Raw genomic sequence first — 16,557 nt, 5'->3', positions numbered from 1 at the left:
TGATAGCCGTCTCCGTGTTGGTGACCACGGGGGCAGGACGCACTCTCGATCGGTCCGCGCCCCGACCGCGATACCCAACCTCCTCACCCCTCGCGGCGAGCTCCGACGATCAGTGGCGATCGATTCGGCGCGGACCGATCTCTCCTCTTTCCCTCTGCTTCCGTAGCCGACTGGAACTCGTACTCGAGCGCGTGAGCGACGGCAAACCGGGCAAACCGTATCCGATCGACACAGACAGTAGTAAGTTGGAACGTATCGTGGCGGGTACCGGTGACGAAGCGGATACAGGTCGTAGTGGTACTCACTGCCTACACCCGGATCGACTGCCGGCCGGTCGACATCGTGGCCGACCAGCCTGCTCACCGCACCAGCGCGATCATCTCCGACGCGGCCGAGAAAGCGCGGCGTTCTCTCGAAGTCGGGTGCGTTCACTATCCCGTTGCTCTATCTCTGTGTCCCGCAGGTTCGTAGCTGGCTCGCAGGTCGAGACGGAGAGCTCTCTAACAGGCCGACAGCGTACGTGCCTCCGTCGTGAGCGGCCGTCTTCCGATCCCGAGAAGCGCCTCGAGTGACTGTTTCGAGCAGTTATGACACCTTACTGGCCGCGGAACGGTCCCTACGACTCCCATAACAATACCCGCGGTGGTGGAACCAGTGCCTGCTCCCAGTGGTACGGCGATCCGGTTCGACTCCGGCGGGGAGGCTATGAGTTCCGAGGGCGCGTTCCTGCGCCGTCGACTACCCGGCGACGTGACGCCCGTCGACCTCGAGCGACTGCTCTGGGCGCTCGTGATGCTCGCCTTGCTGGCCGACGTGGCGACGACGTTCGTCGGCCTCCATCTCGGGCTATCAGAATCGAACCCGGCTGCTCGCGGGGCGATCGAGGGGTACGGCGTGGCGGGGATGGTCGGCCTGAAAGCGTTCGCAATCGGCGTCGGACTGGTCTGCCGGCCGCTGCTCGAGCAGGCCTATCGTCCGATCGTCCCAGCCGGGCTCGCGGTGCCGTGGTTTGCCGCCGCGTTATTGAACCTCTATACGATTTCACTGGTTCTCTGATCGGCCGAGACGGTTCACGGATTCTGCTCGAGGAGCCGTCGCCACGCGCGAACCTCCTCGAGGACGGCCGTCCACTGCTCGCGCGAACCGGGCACCTCGCCGCCGGTCAGGCGCTCGCGTTCCGCCTCGAGCCGGTCGCGGATCCGCGCCGGTTCCTCGACGTTCCAGAACGCGATCTCGGTTCCGCTCGCGGTCTCGATCGTGACGGTGCCGTAGCCGACGAACCGCCCGATCGGGGTCTGCTCGACGGTCGTGTTCTGGATCCGTTCGAGGGAGACGGTCCTGACGGTCCGGCCGAGCACGCCGTGGCGGGTCGCGGCCACCGCGTCGGTGACGACGAACGCCGTCCGCGAGACGCGGGCGTACGTCCACAGCGCCGGCGCGACGACGAGGGGGATTCCGACGGCGGCGAAAACCGGCAGGAAATCGAGGGCGATCGCGGCCAGCAGTGCGACCGTGCCGACGACGGCGAACGCGGCCGACGGAAGCACGGTCTGAATTCGCGGTCCGCCCTGCCAGCGGATCTCCTCGCCGTCCTCGACCGGGAGCCAGGTCGGAATCGCTGTCCCGGGTTCGCCGGCGCTCGGCCTCGAGTCGACTCCCGCCGCCGGCTCAGACCGATCGGTCCTCGTCATACTCGTAGGGGGAGCCGCCGTCGGTGCCGTCTCGGGTGGACGATCGAACGGCCTCGTCGTCCTCGAGCGTCGTCCGGATCGCTCGGAGTTCGGTGAGGATCTCCGCGAGAACGTCCTCGCTCGACTCGCCGTCCGCGGCGGCACCTCGCTTGCGGTCGATCCGCTCGCTGATCCGCTGCTGGACGCCCTTCGGATCGGGGACCGCGTCGAAGGACATCTCGACGCCGGAGCCGCCGGCGGTGCTCACTTCGACGTCGCCGTACCCGAAGTGGGTCCCCAGCGCGCTCTGGCTGTAGGAGATGTCCTGCACCTTCTCGTGTTCGATCCGCTTGACGTCCCGCGAGAGGACGCCCGTCTTCTTGTACAGCGCCCGGGTCGTCACGACGTAGTGGGTGTTCGTCACCCGAAGGTACTCGCTCGCGATGATGACCAGGCCGATCAGGACGATCGAGAGCGGGATCCCGATCGCGACCGCCGGGATGAGCGTCCGTCGGTCAGGGCCACCGGCCCAGAGGATCTCCTCGTCGGCCTCGAGCGACAGCCACTCGAGGTCCGCGTCGGTGTCGATCGATTCCGTGCTCATGGGACGATCACTCCTCCTCCCCAGCGGCGTGTTCGCGTTTCAGCGAGAGGACGGTTCGGTCGAACTCGTGGACCGCGAACTCCTCGTAGTACTGATTGATCATGACTTTCCTGTCACACAGTGTCCACAAAAACGCGTCGGAAACACTAACGACCGCGCCTCGGCCCGCAACCGGTAACCTCATAGAAATAATAATTATTCGCGGGAAACTACTCCCACTCGAGATGTCGGAAAACGTATGGGTGTTACTGGAAGACGAACGATCGCCGTCGTCATATCTATCATATTTATTGTATCTCTGCCGACCACTACAATCACTCGGTCCAATTCAACTGAGATACCGGTCGAGCAACCGACTGCGATCCGAACAGCGACGGCCGGCGAGACTGTGATCGGTATCGGTCAGGCGGCGAACGTCAACTCGGCTGACGACGAGAATACGGGCCGTCTCAGTGGACGAGTGACCGACGAAGAGGGGAACCCCATCATGGACGCGACAGTCGCAGTGAACGGTACTGAAAGGAAAACGACCCCTGCCAGCGACGGATACTACAATCTGAAACTCCCCGAGGGTACGCACGAAATCGTCGTCTCCGCGGACGGCTTCCATCGGGAAACGGCGACTGTGAACGTCACGTCGACCTAGTGGGCGACCCTCGACGTCACGCTCTCGGTAGCGACGGCTAAAGTGCTCGGAACAGTACGGGACGAGACGAACGACCCAATCGAGAACGCGACGATAGCAATCAGAAGTATCGGTGCCGAGACGGTGACAGGGCCTGACGGTGCGTACGAAACAGTCGTCCCGCGAGAGCGGCATACGCTCGAGGTGAACGCGACCGGCTACTACATCCGGCGAGTCGCGATCGAGGCCGAGAACCGCGAGTCGATCGAGCAGAACGTGACGCTCGTCCCCAAACGAAACGACAGTCCGAACGAGACGACGAACCGATCGACAGCCAACGAGACGCCGGTCACCAATGTGACGAATAACGTTACCGACGACGCCGATAGCGACTCTCGAACTCCCGCTTCGGAGCGGTCTTCGGTTCGCTTTCGAGTGATCGATCTCCTACTGTTCGCCGTCCTCTTTCTCGGCGCGTTGGTCTCGGCCACGCTCGCCGGGTTGTATCGGAACCGATCGGACAGACCGTAACCGTGCGTAGTGACGATTCGTCGTACGCAATCGGTCTTTCGAGCAGATCGTCTCGGTGTTGCGACCGTCGCCGACGCATGCGAAACTGTCTCCTCGAGTTCGATCGGGGATACCGCCCGGCGGACGACCTCGGCGAGATCTAGTCGCTCTCCTGTTCGAAACCGAGGACGGCGAGACGCCGCCGGTGAGGTATGTTCGGAGCGGCTACGTTATTCCACCAGTCCCGTCTCGTCGCCGGCGTCCTGCTGGACCCAGATCGTCTTCGTGTTAACGAACTCTCGGATCCCGTGTTCCGAGAGCTCCCGACCGTAGCCCGAGTCTTTCACGCCGCCGAAGGGGAGCCGGGGATCCGACTTGACGAGTTCGTTGACGAACGCCAGCCCGGACTCGAACTCGCGGGCGACGCGTTCGCCGCGCTCGAGGTCCTCCGTCCAGACGCTCGCGCCGAGCCCGAAGCGGGTGTCGTTGGCCTTCTCGATCGCGGCGTCTTCGTCTGGGACCCGGAAGACGGTCGCGACGGGGCCGAACAGTTCCTCCTGATCCGCGGGGGCGTCTTCGGGCACGTCGGTCAGGACCGTCGGCGGGTAGTACGCGCCGTCGCGGTCCATCGGCTCGCCGCCGAGTTCGATCTCGCCGCCTTTCTCGACTGTCTCCTCGACCTGCTCGTGGAGGTCCTCCATGAGGTCCTCGCGGGCCTGCGGGCCGATATCGGTCTCCTCGTCCATCGGATCGCCCACGGTCTGGTCGTTCATCTCCTCGACGAATCGGTCGACGAACTCGTCGTAGACCTCGTCGACTACGATGAATCGCTTCGCTGCGATACAGGACTGGCCGTTGTTGATCAGGCGGGCCTGTACTGCCGTCTCGACCGTCTCCTCCATCGGCGCGTCCTCGAGCACGACGAAGGGGTCACTCCCGCCGAGTTCGAGAACGGTTTTCTTGAGCTGGCTGCCGGCCGTTTCGGCGACCGCTCGGCCCGCGCCGCCGCTGCCGGTGAGGGTGACGCCCGCGATGCGGTCGTCTTCGATCACCTCGTCGATTTCGTCGGAGCCGATCAGCAGCGTCGTGAACGCGCCTTGGGGGAAGCCGGCCTCCTCGAAGATGTCTTGAATGGCCTGCGCACAGCCGGGGACGTTCGAGGCGTGTTTCAACAGGCCGACGTTGCCAGCCGCGAGGTTGGGAACGGCGAAGCGAAACACCTGCCAGAACGGGAAGTTCCAGGGCATAATCGCGAGGATCGGACCGAGCGGCTGGTAAGCCACGACCGTCTTCGCGTCTTCGTCGCTCGCGATCACCTCGTCCTGCAGGTGTTCCGCGGCGGTTTCGGCGTAGTAGTCACAGAGCCACGCGCACTTCTCGACCTCGCTGTGGGCCTGCCCGATGGGTTTCCCCATCTCCTCGGTCATCAGTTCGGCGTACTCGTCCGCGTTCTCTCGGAGCACCTCACCCGCGTTCGCGACGAGTCGCTGGCGCGTCTCGATCGGCGTCTCAGACCACTCCTCAAAAGTTTCTGTCGCCCGCGCGATGCGCTCGTCCCGTTCGTCGGCCGACGTCTCCTCGAACCTGTCGACCACGTCTCCCGTCGCCGGATTCGTACTCTCGATAGACATACGGCGGTCGACCACGACGAGCGGCTTAGTACGCGGGGCTGCCAGCTAAGGGACGGTCGTCGTTCGTCACGATCGTTCGTCCCACACAACCCCTAAACCCGCAGGATTCCTAGGAATTCCCATGACGACGTACACGTACCACGACGATTCGCATCCGCCGCCAGCACGGGGAAAGACCGTCCTCTTCTGTCCGGACTGCGGTCACGAAGGAACGATCGCCGACGACTGGGAGACCGAGACGGAACGGGGCGATCGACTGCTCGTCTGTCCCGTCTGCGGAACCGTCGTCGACCGGCGATCGCGAACCGGCTGCGATCCCGTCGAAGCGGCATAATCCGGACGCATCTCGATCGCGCTCGAGTCGAGTGAATTCGGGATCGGGTACAGCCGCTTTAGGCGAAAAGTGACCGAACGGTCGATATAATGGGTGATTAAGTCGTCCTGAGTGAACACCCATACCCTTCTATGATAGATATTCGCTACGCTTATCCCCCGGTCGCTAGAATCTCCCTCCTATGAGCGAGGAAGCCAACCCGTTCGAAAGCCTGCAATCGCAGATAGACGAGGCAGCGACCTATCTCGACATCGGCGACGACGTGATCGAGCGGCTCAAACACCCCGAGCGTGTCCTCGAGACGAACCTCACGATCGAACGCGATGACGGCGACCTCGAGCGGTTCAAGGCCTTCCGCTCGCAGTTCAACGGCGACCGCGGGCCGTACAAGGGCGGCATCCGCTACCATCCGCAGGTCTCCCGCGACGAGGTCAAAGCGCTGTCCGGCTGGATGACCTACAAGACCGCGATCGTCGACATCCCGCTCGGCGGCGGCAAGGGCGGTATCGTTATCAATCCCGACGACTACTCCGAGGCGGAACTCGAGCGCCTCACCCGCTCGTTCGCGAAGGAACTGCGACCGATGATCGGCGAGGACCGCGACGTGCCCGCCCCCGACGTGAACACGGGCCAGCGGGAGATGAACTGGATCAAGGACACTTACGAGACTCTGGAGAACACGACGGAACCGGGCGTCATCACGGGGAAGGCGCTCGATTCGGGCGGCAGCGAAGGCCGGGTCGAGGCGACCGGTCGCTCGACCGTCCTCGCCGCGCGCGAGGCGTTCGACTATCTCGACAAGGACCTCGAGGGTGCGACCGTCGCCGTGCAAGGCTACGGCAACGCCGGCTGGATCGCCGCGAAACTGATCGACCGGATGGGCGCGACCGTCGTCGCCGCCAGCGACTCGAGTGGCGGCATCTACAACCCTGACGGCTTCGACCCGGTCGGGGCCAAGCAGCACAAAAACGAGACCGGCAGCGTCGTCGGCTACAGCGAGAGCGAGGAGGAGATCACCAACGACGAGGTACTCACCCTCGACGTCGACCTGCTGATCCCCGCCGCGCTCGAGAACGCGGTCGACGAAGACCTCGCAAAAGACGTGAAAGCCGACGTCATCTCGGAGGCGGCGAACGGACCGCTGACCCCCGCGGCTGACGACGTACTCGAGGGGAAGGACGTCTTCGTCATCCCGGACATACTCGCGAACGCGGGCGGCGTCACCGTCTCCTACTTCGAGTGGGTCCAGAACCGCCAACGCTTCTCCTGGTCGGAAGAGCGCGTCAACGACGAACTCGAGACGGTCATCGTGGACGCCTTCGACGCGCTGGTCGAGGCCTACGAGGAGAACGACCTCGAGAACCCGCGGACCGCGGCATACGTCGTCGCGATTCAGCGTGTCGCCGACGCGTTCGAAGAGGCCGGTAGCTGGCCCTGATCGGCCGGTCACCGCTCGGTCGGTAGCGGGGTCCGAGTCGCGGATCGATGACCGACTGTTTTCAGTTTGACAGACACTCGTAGTTCCAACAAACACTTACCAGCTGGACCGTCATTTGTAGGGAGATGAATCGACGACGCGTACTGGCCGGGATCGGAACCGCCGGTCTCGCCGGCCTGTCCGGCTGTCTGGGTGTGATCGGCATGGCTAACCACGAGTCAGCCCCGGCTGGGGTCGAGGCCAGCGCCCGCGACGACACGGGATACGAACAGACCACCGTCGACGAGATCGGGGTGGAGAAAGAGGTCCCCGGCGGGGGGCTCACCGGGACGGTATCGGTTACGAACCACATGACGAAACACGAGAAATCCGTCGACATGGGGCCGCTGGGGAGCCGGCGCGGGGCCGTCTTCAACGTCCTGACGACGCCGAAAGTCAAACTCCTCGGCAAGCAGTTCAACCCCGTCGAAGAAATGTCGACGAAAGAACTCGTTGATCTCGTCGAGAACAACTACAACGGCATCGAAAACATCTCTCACGTCGAGGACGCCGAGGTCACGATCCTCGAGGAGACGACGACCCAATCGCAGTTCACCGCCGACGCGAAATTCGACGGTCAGAGCGTTACGGTCGACCTTCACGTCACGAAAGCCGTCGAGGCAGACGACGACCTGCTCGTGACGATCGGCGTCTATCCCGAACAGCTCCGGATGCAGGAAAAGTCGAATATCACGTCACTCGCCGAAGCGGTGACGACCGAGGTCGACGAAAGCGCCTCGAGCGGCGACTCGAGCGACGATGGCGGAAACGAGAGCAGCGGCGATTCGAACAGCACCGACGAAAAGAGCAAAGACGGCAATCAGAGCGACGGGGACGACGACGGCGGCGTGCTCGGCTGAGGTCCGATCCCGTCGAAGCGGTGCGTCGTCGCTCGAGGCCGAGTCGAACGAATCCGATCAGAGGCCGAGTTCGCGGCCGATGACCAGATGCTGGATCTCGCTCGTTCCCTCGCCGATCTCCATGAGTTTCGCGTCACGATAGAAGCGCTGGGGGGCGAAATCGGTCGTATAGCCGTAGCCGCCCAGCACCTGCACGGCGTCCTCGGCCACCTCGCGGGCGGCCTCGCTAGCGTCCAGTTTCGCGAGCGCCGACTCTCGAGTCACGGTCTCGCCCCGATCGTACGTTCGGGCGGCCCGTCGGGTCAGTAGTCGAGCGCGCTCCGTCTTTCGGTACATGTCGACGATCGTGTCCCGGATCGCGTCGAACTCGCAGATGGGCTGGCCGAACTGTTCGCGCTCTTTGCTGTAGGATTTCGCGTGTTCGTAGGCACCCTGTGCGAGTCCCGTCGAGAGCGCGGCGATCGAGATTCGGCCGCCGTCGAGGGTCTTCTTCGTCTGCTCCCAGCCGTCACCTTCGTCACCGAGCAGACGATCTTCGGACAGACGGACGTTCTCGAGCGATATTTCGCAGGTCGGCGAGGCGTTGAGCCCCATCTTGTCCCAGACCGTGGTCACCTCGAAGCCGTCGTCTTCGCGGGGGTCGACGATGAACGTCGAGATGCCGTCGTAGCCCGCGTCGGGGTCTGTGACGGCCTTGACGAGGATCGAACCGGCCTCGGAGGCGTTCGTGATGAACTGCTTGGTCCCGTTGAGCACCCACTTGTCGCCATCCCGTTCGGCTCGTGTGTTCATGTCGGAGGCGTCCGACCCGCTGTCGGGTTCAGTCAGCGCCCAGCCGCCGACGTACTCGCCCTCGGCGAGCGGGCGTAGCCACTGCTCTTTCTGGGTCTCGGTACCGAACAGTTCGATCGGTTTCGACGCGAGGGACGTGTGCGCGACGTAGGAGAGTCCGATCGCGCCGGAGACGCGGCCGAGTTCCTCGGCGACCAGCGCGTACATGAGCGTATCGCCGCCGAGGCCGCCGTACTCCTCGGCGATCGGGACGCCCATCATATCGAGATCGGCGAGTTGATCGAAGATATCCGCGGGGAACCGGTGTTCGTCCTCGATCTCCTGGGCGATCGGCTCGATCTCAGTCTCGCAGAAGTCCCTGACGGTTTCCCGGATCATCCGGTGTTCGTCGGGCAGATCGACGGCCATACGTGGTACTCGATGGCGCGGGAAATAAGGCCACTGCCGATATCGGTTCCGAACGCGGCACTACCGCCAGCCGCCGTTTTCGTCGCCGTCGGTGTCGTCCGTGTCGTCGGTTTCGTCGTCCCAGCCGCTCGAGCTCCCCCAGTCCGTTTCGTCGTCGGCGTCGCCTCGATCACGGTCGTCGTCCCAGCCGGTTTCGTCGTCGAACTCGTCGGGTCGATTCGTCGGGTCGGCGTCCTCCGGCCGGTCGCGCCAGTCCGCCGTCCCCTCGCGGGTCGCTGCACGCTGGTCGGGGATCAGGTCGAGGTCTGCGTCCGTATCGCCGAGCAACAACAGCGCATAGTACTGGAAGTACGACGCGATCGGCGCCCAGACCGCGCCCAGCAGGAGCAGCCCGAGCACCGCGCCGACCAGACCGACTGGGATCGAGAGGAGGACGCCGAGCGGCCCGAGAGCGAACACGAGGAGTGCAACGACGATGACGAACGGGACCGCGAGGACGAATCCGGCGATTCCGACGACGATCCAGGCCGCGCCCCCGACCACGAGTTGCAGGATCCAGACCAACAGCAGATACACGAGGTACTCGGCCCAGTTCCGTCGCAACGTCCCCCAGAACCGACGCCACGACGCGAGGACGCCCCTGTCCTCGAGCAACATGATCGGGGCGACGAACGCGGAGGTGAACTGCGATAGAATACCGAAGAGCAGTCCGACGACGATTGCGTACGGGATAAACGCCAGAACGGATCCGGCCGTAAGCGCTCCCTGCCCACCCGTCGCGAAGAGAACGATCAACAGAATCGGCACGCCGAGGAGGAACAGCGCCACGAGTCCGAGTCCGAGTCGAAACAGGAATAGCCACAGTCCGCGGCCGATATTGTTTCCGAAGTAGCGTCTGATGTGGACTTCTCCGGACCGAAGCGACTCGAGAAAGACGAACGTCATGACGGCGGAGAGAAACGCGTAGCCGAGCCAGAGTACGAGTACGATTCCGAGTACGATGAGTCCCCAGAACAGAAGTTGTGACGTCGACGCGTCGCTTTCGAACTCCGATGGGAGGTCGTCTTGGGCGGGATCGTCGGTGACCGTACCGGCGTTTCCGCCCCCACCACCGAACGCCGGCCCACCGGCCCCGAACGAGGTCACGAACAGGACGACGATCGCGAGTCGGAGCCACTGTCCCCTGTCGATCGGCGTGAAAAACTCCCGGGTGACGTCGATCGCATCGCTTAAATTATCGATCGCGAACATTTCTCTCGAATACCATGTTTACAGTGATAGGTGTGATGGATCGGATCCAGCGACCACGTCTTCCGATCGCCGCCCGCGATTCGAACGTGACCTTCCGATCACGTTCTCCCGGTGTCACTTCGAGACGCATTTAACGCCGCCGGTCGTGACACCGACGTATGGACATCCGCCGGCTCGCACGCGGGACCGTGGAGTGGAGCCGCATCGAGCGCGTCGCTCGCACGCTGGCGGATCGGTACGACCGCGAGTCGGTCCGCGTGGAGTTCCTCGAGGCCGACAACTGGCTCTCGACGCCCTGCGTCATCGACGACGAGTGGTTCGTCAAGATCGTCTCCCGGCAGAACGCGCTGGTCCACGCCGTCCTGACGACGGGCCGGAACGTCGGCGCCTTTTCGTCGGGCACGGAGGGCTTCTTCGACCGGTTCGACACGCCCCGCGAGATGGTTGAACACGAGTACGAGGCGACCGAGCGGATGCGCGAGATCGGCGTCAACGCGCCCCGCCCGATCGACGCCTTCGAAGTGAACGGGCTCGGCGTCCTCGTCCTCGAGTACCTCCCCGAGTTCGAGTCGCTCGACGACGTCTCCGACGCGACCGTCGCGGAACGAGCACCGGAGCTGTTCGAGATGCTCGCGACGTTGCACGACCACGGGCTGGCCCACGGCGACCTGCGAGCCGAGAACATCCTGCTCTGCGACGACGAGTTCTATTTCATCGACGCCACAAGCGTCCACGCCGACCGCGTCGACGAGACGACGGCGTACGATCTGGCCTGCGCGCTGGCAGTCCTCGAGCCCCGAATCGGTCCCCGGGACGCCGTCGACGCGGCCGCGACGGCCTACGACGCCGCGGCGCTGCTCTCGGCGCGGGAGTTCCTCGATTTCGTCCGGCTCCGGCCCGACCACGAGTTCGACTCGACGACGCTGCGCAGCGAGCTCGAGAAGGCGGCCGATCTGAACGAGCGGTAAGTACAGACGCTCTCGCGACGTATGCTCGTCACGTCCCGACTCACAGGCCACTGCAGGCACCAGCGGTTTTCCCGGGATAGCGCTACGCCGACGTATGTGCGCAACGTTCACCGACGACGACGTCGGCAAGCGGGTCGAGACCGCCAGCGGCGAGCCGATCGGCTCCGTCAGGATGACCGAGGCGGACACGGCGTACGTAGACACCAACGCGGACGCGGGGAGCGCGATTCAGGCGATCCTCGAGTCCGACGCCGACGAGGATATCGTCCCGATGGACGGGAGCGCAATCGCCGAAATCACCGACGACGCGATCAGGCTGGCCGACGAGCGCGCGTCCCCGGACGATTCTGGCGGGGCCGAGCCAGTTGTCGAGCGCGACGAGGACACCGGGGGACGCAACGATAGCGACGAACAGCGGACGCTCGGAACGGAGCCGGGCGACCCCGGCGAGCCGGCAGAGAGCGTGGAAGGGCGGTCCGGGCAGGACATGGAGCCGTCGACCGAGGAGATGGACGAAGCGGGGAAAGAGCGCCACGCCGACAAGGAGGACGCGCCGCCGGAGGGCGACCGAACCGTCACGACGGAGCGCGGCGAGAAAGAGGACCAGTGAGCGATTCGCGCGCGGGCGAATCGGACGCTCAGAGGAGCAGGTACGCGACGCCGACGACGCCGACGACGGTCGAAACGCCACCCGCGACCAGTCGAAACCGCGCTGACGACTCGAACTCGGCCTCCAGGCTCGCCTCGTCCTGACTCGAGACGACGAGGGGGCCGTCCGCGGGCGTCGTCACCGCGGCGTCTTCCGGACGGAAGCGCGCTCGCTCCGGATCCTCGCGGTCTCGAACGCGCCCGAGGACGTAGACGGCTTCGCCGGGGCTGACGATCTGTTCGGTGTAGCGCCGGCGGCCGTGTTTCTTCCCCGCGTCCACCACGTTGGTGATCGAGCCGGTGTCCTCGTAGAGGCCGTGATCGTCGTGCAGCCGTCGAATGCGCTCCGACGGCGTCTCGTCCGGATCGAACGCCGTTTCGGTCGGGAAGGAGTCGAACTCGGCGAGCACGTCGTCGATGCGGACGCCGTCCGAGGCGCTGACGCCCGTGGTCTGTGTCCACTTGCCCGCCGTCGATCGCTTCGATATCGGTTCGACCCGGACGGCGGCGGTGTCGTCGTCGACCGCGAACGCGGTCGCCTCGATGCCGCGAGCGACCTCGCGCCACCGCGACGCGTCGCCGCGTTCGTCCCACTCCTCGATCGTCCAGGCCGCGACCGCAGCGTCCCGTCCCGTAATCGGCGCGGAGAGCGGTTCGCCGACCGGGACTGCCGTCCCCTCGAGTTCGACGACGCCTGGCGTCGCGAGCTCCCGCACCGGCGTCGGCGTCACGGCCGCCATCCGGGCGTGGATCGCGCGGCGCTTCCAGCCCGTGTAGACGCCGACGACGCCCAGCGTGGCGAGCATCGCCGGAACGAGCACGAGATCCGAAACCATAGGTTGGCTTTGCGAACAGTTCCTCTTATATATAACTCGAGTCGGCGTCGCGGAACGGGAGCCGTCGTCCGTCGCTCTGTACGGCAATGTTTCGACTTCCTAGCAGTAGATATAAGTCACAACAGTATAATAATCTATACGGAAGCCAGTCTCGAGAACGAGGGGACGTACGGAAACGCCCCGGGTGTCAGAGCACCCGGGACCTGGCTTCCCAACCCGGAAGGGTTCAGGAGCCATTCTTACGTTCGTACTACCGGGACATAAACGTCCCGAACGGCGAAAGAAACGCCCGCTACGAGGAGCCTCGAGTCCGGTGTCGGCCGCGAGCAGACCCAGAGGCCGAAGCGAATGAGCGGTCCCGACGAGCCACCCGCAGACGACGGGGCTGGACTCCCCGACTGTCCCCGCTGTGGCGAACGGGTGGTGATTTCGGTCGCGTTCACCCCTCAGGCGGGGCTGGTCAGCCCCTGTGGCTGTTCCGTGCCGCCGGCGCTCTTTCCGGAGGTCCACGGGGACTAGTCGGGGCTCGCGTCGAGCCCCGCCGGACAGCCAGCCGGTCGGCGCGGTGAGCGTCCACGCCGTCGAAACCACCACCCGTCGACATCACGCGTCGGCCGGTCGGCCCGAAAGCGGCGGCTCGAGCGGGTCTCGCTCCGGGAGAATCGACTCCGAAAAGTCCGGTGGGAGGTCCGGACCGATCGCTCGATCGGTACCGGGACGGGCGTCGATCCGAAACGGGAGCCGGAAACGATCGGTCCCGTTCAGAACCGGGACGGGTCAGCCCTGCGTCGTCCAGCTGTGACCGCAGTTGACGCATGTGAGTTCGACTTCGACGCCCGGTTCCAGTAGTCGACTGTCGTTCCGTTCGCCGCAGTTCGGACACGTATCCGCCTCCATACAGGCAGCAACTCGAGTGGGGAGCGGAATAAGGCGCATTGCTAGCCAAATTGGCTGTGAAAGTCAGGGTGACACTCACTACCGCGGTCCTACACGGCGGCGTTCTCGCTCGAGGGTACGTGCTGGGAACGGTCAGTTCCGGTGACGATCCTCCTGGGCGTCCGTCTACCGCCGCCCGCCCTCGACCGAATGATCAGTCTCGTTTCGGCATCCGAATCGAGCGACTCATTCGTTATGTGTGAACTACCAGCAAGATTTTCACCGCGCCCACCCTTGCTTCGAGTATGAGCCAGCAAGTCACCGAACAGGTACGCGGTCATTACATCGGCGGCGAGTGGACGGACGGGACGGGCGACACCTTCGAGAGCGAGAACCCCGCCACCGGGGAGACGCTGGCGACGTTCGAGCGCGGGACGGAGGCGGACGTAGACGCCGCCCTCGAGGCCGCCGATAACGCCTTCGAGGAGTGGCGCGACCTGTCGTACATCGACCGCGCGGAGTACCTCTGGGACATCTACCACGAGCTACGAGACCGCCACGAGGAACTCGGCGAGATCGTCTCGAGGGAGTGCGGCAAGGAGATCTCCGAAGGAAAGGCCGACGTGACCGAGGCCTGGCACATGGTCGAGTGGGCGGCGGGCAACGCTCGCCACCCCCACGGCGACGTGGTTCCCTCCGAGGTCGCGGGCAAGGACTCCTACATGCGGCGCAAGCCGCGGGGCGTGATCGGCTGCATCACGCCGTGGAACTTCCCGGTCGCGATCCCGTTCTGGCACATGGCCATCGCGCTGGTCGAGGGCAACACCGTGGTCTGGAAGCCCGCCGAGCAGACGCCGTGGTGCGGCCACGTCATCGCCGAGATGATGGACGACGCCGGGGTGCCCGAGGGCGTCTTCAATATGATCCAGGGCTTCGGCGACGCCGGCGCGGCGATAACGGACGACGACCGGGTCGACACCGTTCTCTTTACCGGCTCCGCCGAGGTCGGCCACGAGATCGCGGGCAAGGTCGGCGGCGAGCCCGGCAAACTCGCGGCCTGCGAGATGGGCGGCAAGAACGGGATCGTGATCACCGATGAGGCAGACATGGACACCGCGGTCCACTCGGCGGTCATGTCCTCGTTCAAGACGACGGGGCAGCGCTGCGTCTCGAGCGAGCGACTGATCGTCCACGAGGACGTCTACGACGAGTTCAAAGACCGGTTCGTCGACGTCGCCGAAGATATCGCGGTCGGCGATCCGCTCGAGGCGGACACCTTCATGGGACCGGCCATCGAGGCCGACCACGTCGAGAAGATCCGGGGGTACAACGAACTGGCCCGCGAGGAGGGCGCGACCGTCCTCGTCGATCGGTTCGACCTCGAGGAAAGCGAGATTCCGGACGGGCACGCGGAGGGCCACTGGGTCGGCCCGTTCGTCTACGAGATCGACTACGAGCCCGACCTGCGCTGTCTCAACGAGGAGTGTTTCGGCCCGCACGTCGCCCTCGTCGAGTATTCGGGCGACATCGAGGACGCGGTCGAGATCCACAACGACACCCCCTACGGGCTGGCGGGGGCGATCATCTCGGAGGACTACCGGCAGCTCAACTACTTCCGTGACCACGCCGACGTGGGGCTGGCGTACGCGAACCTCCCGTGTATCGGCGCGGAGGTTCAGTTGCCCTTCGGCGGCGTCAAGAAATCCGGCAACGGGTATCCCAGTGCCCGCGAGGCCATCGAGGCCGTCACCGAGCGCACCGCCTGGACGATGAACAACGCCGACGAGATCGAAATGGCCCAGGGGCTCTCGGCGGACATCAAGACGTCCGAAGACTGACTCCGTTCGCGCCGGCCGCCGCTGACCGCCACAGACAGGCACACGCGGCTGGCCGAACCATCAAGAGTTATCGGGGTCGACACCCCCCGTATAGCCATGACCGACTTCGCAAAGCGAGTCGAGCAGGTGTCGATCAGCGGCATCCGCAAGGTGTTCGAGGCCGCCGGCGACGACGCGATCAACCTCGGGCTCGGCCAGCCCGACTTCCCGACGCCGGCCCACGCCCGCCGCGGGGCGATCGAGGCCATCGAGTCCGGACAGGTCGACGCCTACACCTCGAACAAGGGGACCCCACAGCTTCGCGAAGCGATTTCGGCGAAGTACGACCGCGACTACGGTCTCGAGGTCGACCCCGCCGACGTGATCGCCACCTCGGGCGGCAGCGAGGCGCTGCACATCGCGCTCGAGGCCCACGTCGATCCCGGCGAGGAAGTGATCTTCCCGGATCCCGGCTTCGTTTCCTACGACGCGCTGACGCGAATCGCCGACGGGACGCCGAAACCGGTCGGCCTACGCGACGACCTCACGCTCGACCCCGCGACGGTCGAGGACGCCATTACGGAGGAGACGGCGGCGTTCGTCGTCAACAGCCCTGCCAACCCGACGGGCGCGGTCCAGAGCGAGGAGGACATGCGCGAGTTCGCCCGCATCGCGGACGAACACGACGTGCTCTGTCTCTCCGACGAGGTGTACGAACACATCGTCTTCGAAGGCGAGCACCACTCGCCGCTCGAGTTCGCTGAGACGGACAACGTGGTCGTCGTCAGCGCCTGCTCGAAGACCTACTCGATGACCGGCTGGCGGCTCGGCTGGGTCGTCGCCTCGAACCGACGGATCGAGCGCATGCTTCGGGTCCACCAGTACGGCCAGGCCTGTGCCTCCGCGCCCGCGCAGTTCGCCGCCGAAGCCGCGCTGACCGGCCCACAGGAGCCGGTACAGGAGATGGTCGAGACCTTCGAGGAGCGCCGGGACCTCGTGCTCGACGGACTCACGGACGCCGGCCTCGAGGTTCCCACCCCCCAGGGAGCCTTCTACGCGATGCCGAAGGTCCCCGAGGGCTGGTGCGACGAAGTGATCGACCGCGGCGTCGTCGTCGTCCCCGGCGACGCCTTCGGCGCGAACGGCGAGGGCTACGCCCGGCTCTCGTACGCGACCGGCACCGAGGAGCTGAAAGAGGCGCTCGAGATTATCGACGACGCGACTCGAGCCGTTCGGTAGCGGTTCTCGTT

At 65.1% G+C, this 16,557-nt stretch carries 17 protein-coding genes; 11 read left to right on the top strand and 6 right to left on the bottom strand.

Going from position 1 to position 16,557, the window contains the following annotated elements:
* Positions 1 to 705: 705 nt before the first annotated feature.
* Positions 706 to 1,056 (top strand): DUF5658 family protein, encoded by a 351-nt coding sequence (locus NDO75_RS22955; RefSeq protein ID WP_310908956.1) that lies wholly within the window; start codon positions 706 to 708, stop codon positions 1,054 to 1,056.
* Between the two features lie 14 nt (positions 1,057 to 1,070).
* On the opposite strand, the gene NDO75_RS22950 is transcribed toward NDO75_RS22955, so the two are convergent.
* The gene (locus NDO75_RS22950) at positions 1,071 to 1,691 is read right to left on the bottom strand and encodes a PH domain-containing protein (protein ID WP_310908955.1); all 621 of its coding nucleotides are present in this window, start codon (positions 1,689 to 1,691) and stop codon (positions 1,071 to 1,073) included.
* Positions 1,669 to 2,274 (bottom strand): PH domain-containing protein, encoded by a 606-nt coding sequence (locus tag NDO75_RS22945; RefSeq protein WP_310908954.1) that lies wholly within the window; start codon positions 2,272 to 2,274, stop codon positions 1,669 to 1,671. The genes NDO75_RS22950 and NDO75_RS22945 overlap by 23 nt, the downstream gene beginning before the upstream one ends.
* Positions 2,275 to 2,662: 388 nt before the next feature.
* On the opposite strand from NDO75_RS22945, the gene NDO75_RS22940 reads away from it, so the two are divergent.
* Together NDO75_RS22940 and NDO75_RS22935 are read left to right on the top strand one after the other, a co-directional pair.
* Positions 2,663 to 2,920: a carboxypeptidase regulatory-like domain-containing protein gene (locus tag NDO75_RS22940; RefSeq protein ID WP_310908953.1), complete on the top strand. Its 258-nt coding sequence runs from the start codon at positions 2,663 to 2,665 to the stop codon at positions 2,918 to 2,920.
* A gap of 42 nt (positions 2,921 to 2,962) precedes the next feature.
* Positions 2,963 to 3,430 carry a carboxypeptidase regulatory-like domain-containing protein gene (locus NDO75_RS22935; protein WP_310908952.1) on the top strand — a complete coding sequence of 156 codons (468 nt, stop codon included), beginning with the start codon at positions 2,963 to 2,965 and terminating at the stop codon, positions 3,428 to 3,430.
* Positions 3,431 to 3,639: 209 nt separating this feature from the next.
* Here NDO75_RS22935 and NDO75_RS22930 read toward each other — a convergent pair whose 3' ends face one another.
* Positions 3,640 to 5,040: an NAD-dependent succinate-semialdehyde dehydrogenase gene (locus NDO75_RS22930; protein WP_310908951.1), complete on the bottom strand. Its 1,401-nt coding sequence runs from the start codon at positions 5,038 to 5,040 to the stop codon at positions 3,640 to 3,642.
* Positions 5,041 to 5,161: 121 nt separating this feature from the next.
* On the opposite strand from NDO75_RS22930, the gene NDO75_RS22925 reads away from it, so the two are divergent.
* The 3 genes from NDO75_RS22925 (at position 5,162) to NDO75_RS22915 (ending at position 7,711) form a co-directional block, all read left to right on the top strand.
* Positions 5,162 to 5,374 carry a hypothetical protein gene (locus tag NDO75_RS22925; protein WP_310908950.1) on the top strand — a complete coding sequence of 71 codons (213 nt, stop codon included), beginning with the start codon at positions 5,162 to 5,164 and terminating at the stop codon, positions 5,372 to 5,374.
* A gap of 181 nt (positions 5,375 to 5,555) precedes the next feature.
* Positions 5,556 to 6,812, top strand: a complete 1,257-nt coding sequence (locus tag NDO75_RS22920; RefSeq protein WP_310908949.1) for a Glu/Leu/Phe/Val dehydrogenase — start codon at positions 5,556 to 5,558, stop codon at positions 6,810 to 6,812.
* A gap of 125 nt (positions 6,813 to 6,937) precedes the next feature.
* Complete coding sequence (locus tag NDO75_RS22915) at positions 6,938 to 7,711, top strand: DUF6517 family protein (protein WP_310908948.1); 774 nt, start codon at positions 6,938 to 6,940, stop codon at positions 7,709 to 7,711.
* Positions 7,712 to 7,768: 57 nt separating this feature from the next.
* Here the strand turns inward: NDO75_RS22915 and NDO75_RS22910 are convergent, their stop codons facing one another.
* Positions 7,769 to 8,911, bottom strand: a complete 1,143-nt coding sequence (locus NDO75_RS22910) for an acyl-CoA dehydrogenase family protein (RefSeq protein WP_310908947.1) — start codon at positions 8,909 to 8,911, stop codon at positions 7,769 to 7,771.
* 60 nt (positions 8,912 to 8,971) lie between these two features.
* Positions 8,972 to 10,162 carry a hypothetical protein gene (locus tag NDO75_RS22905; RefSeq protein WP_310908946.1) on the bottom strand — a complete coding sequence of 397 codons (1,191 nt, stop codon included), beginning with the start codon at positions 10,160 to 10,162 and terminating at the stop codon, positions 8,972 to 8,974.
* A 158-nt stretch (positions 10,163 to 10,320) separates the two neighbouring features.
* Here NDO75_RS22905 and NDO75_RS22900 point away from each other — a divergent pair, with 158 nt between their 5' ends.
* Positions 10,321 to 11,130: an RIO1 family regulatory kinase/ATPase gene (locus tag NDO75_RS22900; RefSeq protein WP_310908945.1), complete on the top strand. Its 810-nt coding sequence runs from the start codon at positions 10,321 to 10,323 to the stop codon at positions 11,128 to 11,130.
* 94 nt (positions 11,131 to 11,224) lie between these two features.
* Positions 11,225 to 11,740, top strand: a complete 516-nt coding sequence (locus tag NDO75_RS22895; RefSeq protein ID WP_310908944.1) for a hypothetical protein — start codon at positions 11,225 to 11,227, stop codon at positions 11,738 to 11,740.
* 28 nt (positions 11,741 to 11,768) lie between these two features.
* Here NDO75_RS22895 and NDO75_RS22890 read toward each other — a convergent pair whose 3' ends face one another.
* Positions 11,769 to 12,614 carry a GIDE domain-containing protein gene (locus NDO75_RS22890; RefSeq protein WP_310908943.1) on the bottom strand — a complete coding sequence of 282 codons (846 nt, stop codon included), beginning with the start codon at positions 12,612 to 12,614 and terminating at the stop codon, positions 11,769 to 11,771.
* A 348-nt stretch (positions 12,615 to 12,962) separates the two neighbouring features.
* On the opposite strand from NDO75_RS22890, the gene NDO75_RS22885 reads away from it, so the two are divergent.
* From NDO75_RS22885 to NDO75_RS22875, 3 genes are all read left to right on the top strand, one after another.
* Positions 12,963 to 13,133 carry a hypothetical protein gene (locus tag NDO75_RS22885; protein WP_310908942.1) on the top strand — a complete coding sequence of 57 codons (171 nt, stop codon included), beginning with the start codon at positions 12,963 to 12,965 and terminating at the stop codon, positions 13,131 to 13,133.
* A 662-nt stretch (positions 13,134 to 13,795) separates the two neighbouring features.
* Positions 13,796 to 15,328, top strand: a complete 1,533-nt coding sequence (locus NDO75_RS22880) for an aldehyde dehydrogenase family protein (RefSeq protein WP_310908941.1) — start codon at positions 13,796 to 13,798, stop codon at positions 15,326 to 15,328.
* Positions 15,329 to 15,424: 96 nt separating this feature from the next.
* The gene (locus NDO75_RS22875; RefSeq protein ID WP_310908940.1) at positions 15,425 to 16,546 is read left to right on the top strand and encodes a pyridoxal phosphate-dependent aminotransferase; all 1,122 of its coding nucleotides are present in this window, start codon (positions 15,425 to 15,427) and stop codon (positions 16,544 to 16,546) included.
* Positions 16,547 to 16,557 lie beyond the last annotated feature (11 nt).

This window comes from Natrinema sp. 1APR25-10V2 (assembly GCF_031626495.1).
Lineage (GTDB): Archaea > Halobacteriota > Halobacteria > Halobacteriales > Natrialbaceae > Natrinema.
The sequence above is the reverse complement of the archived record's forward strand: the minus strand, read 5'-3'. Positions and strand labels throughout refer to the sequence as shown.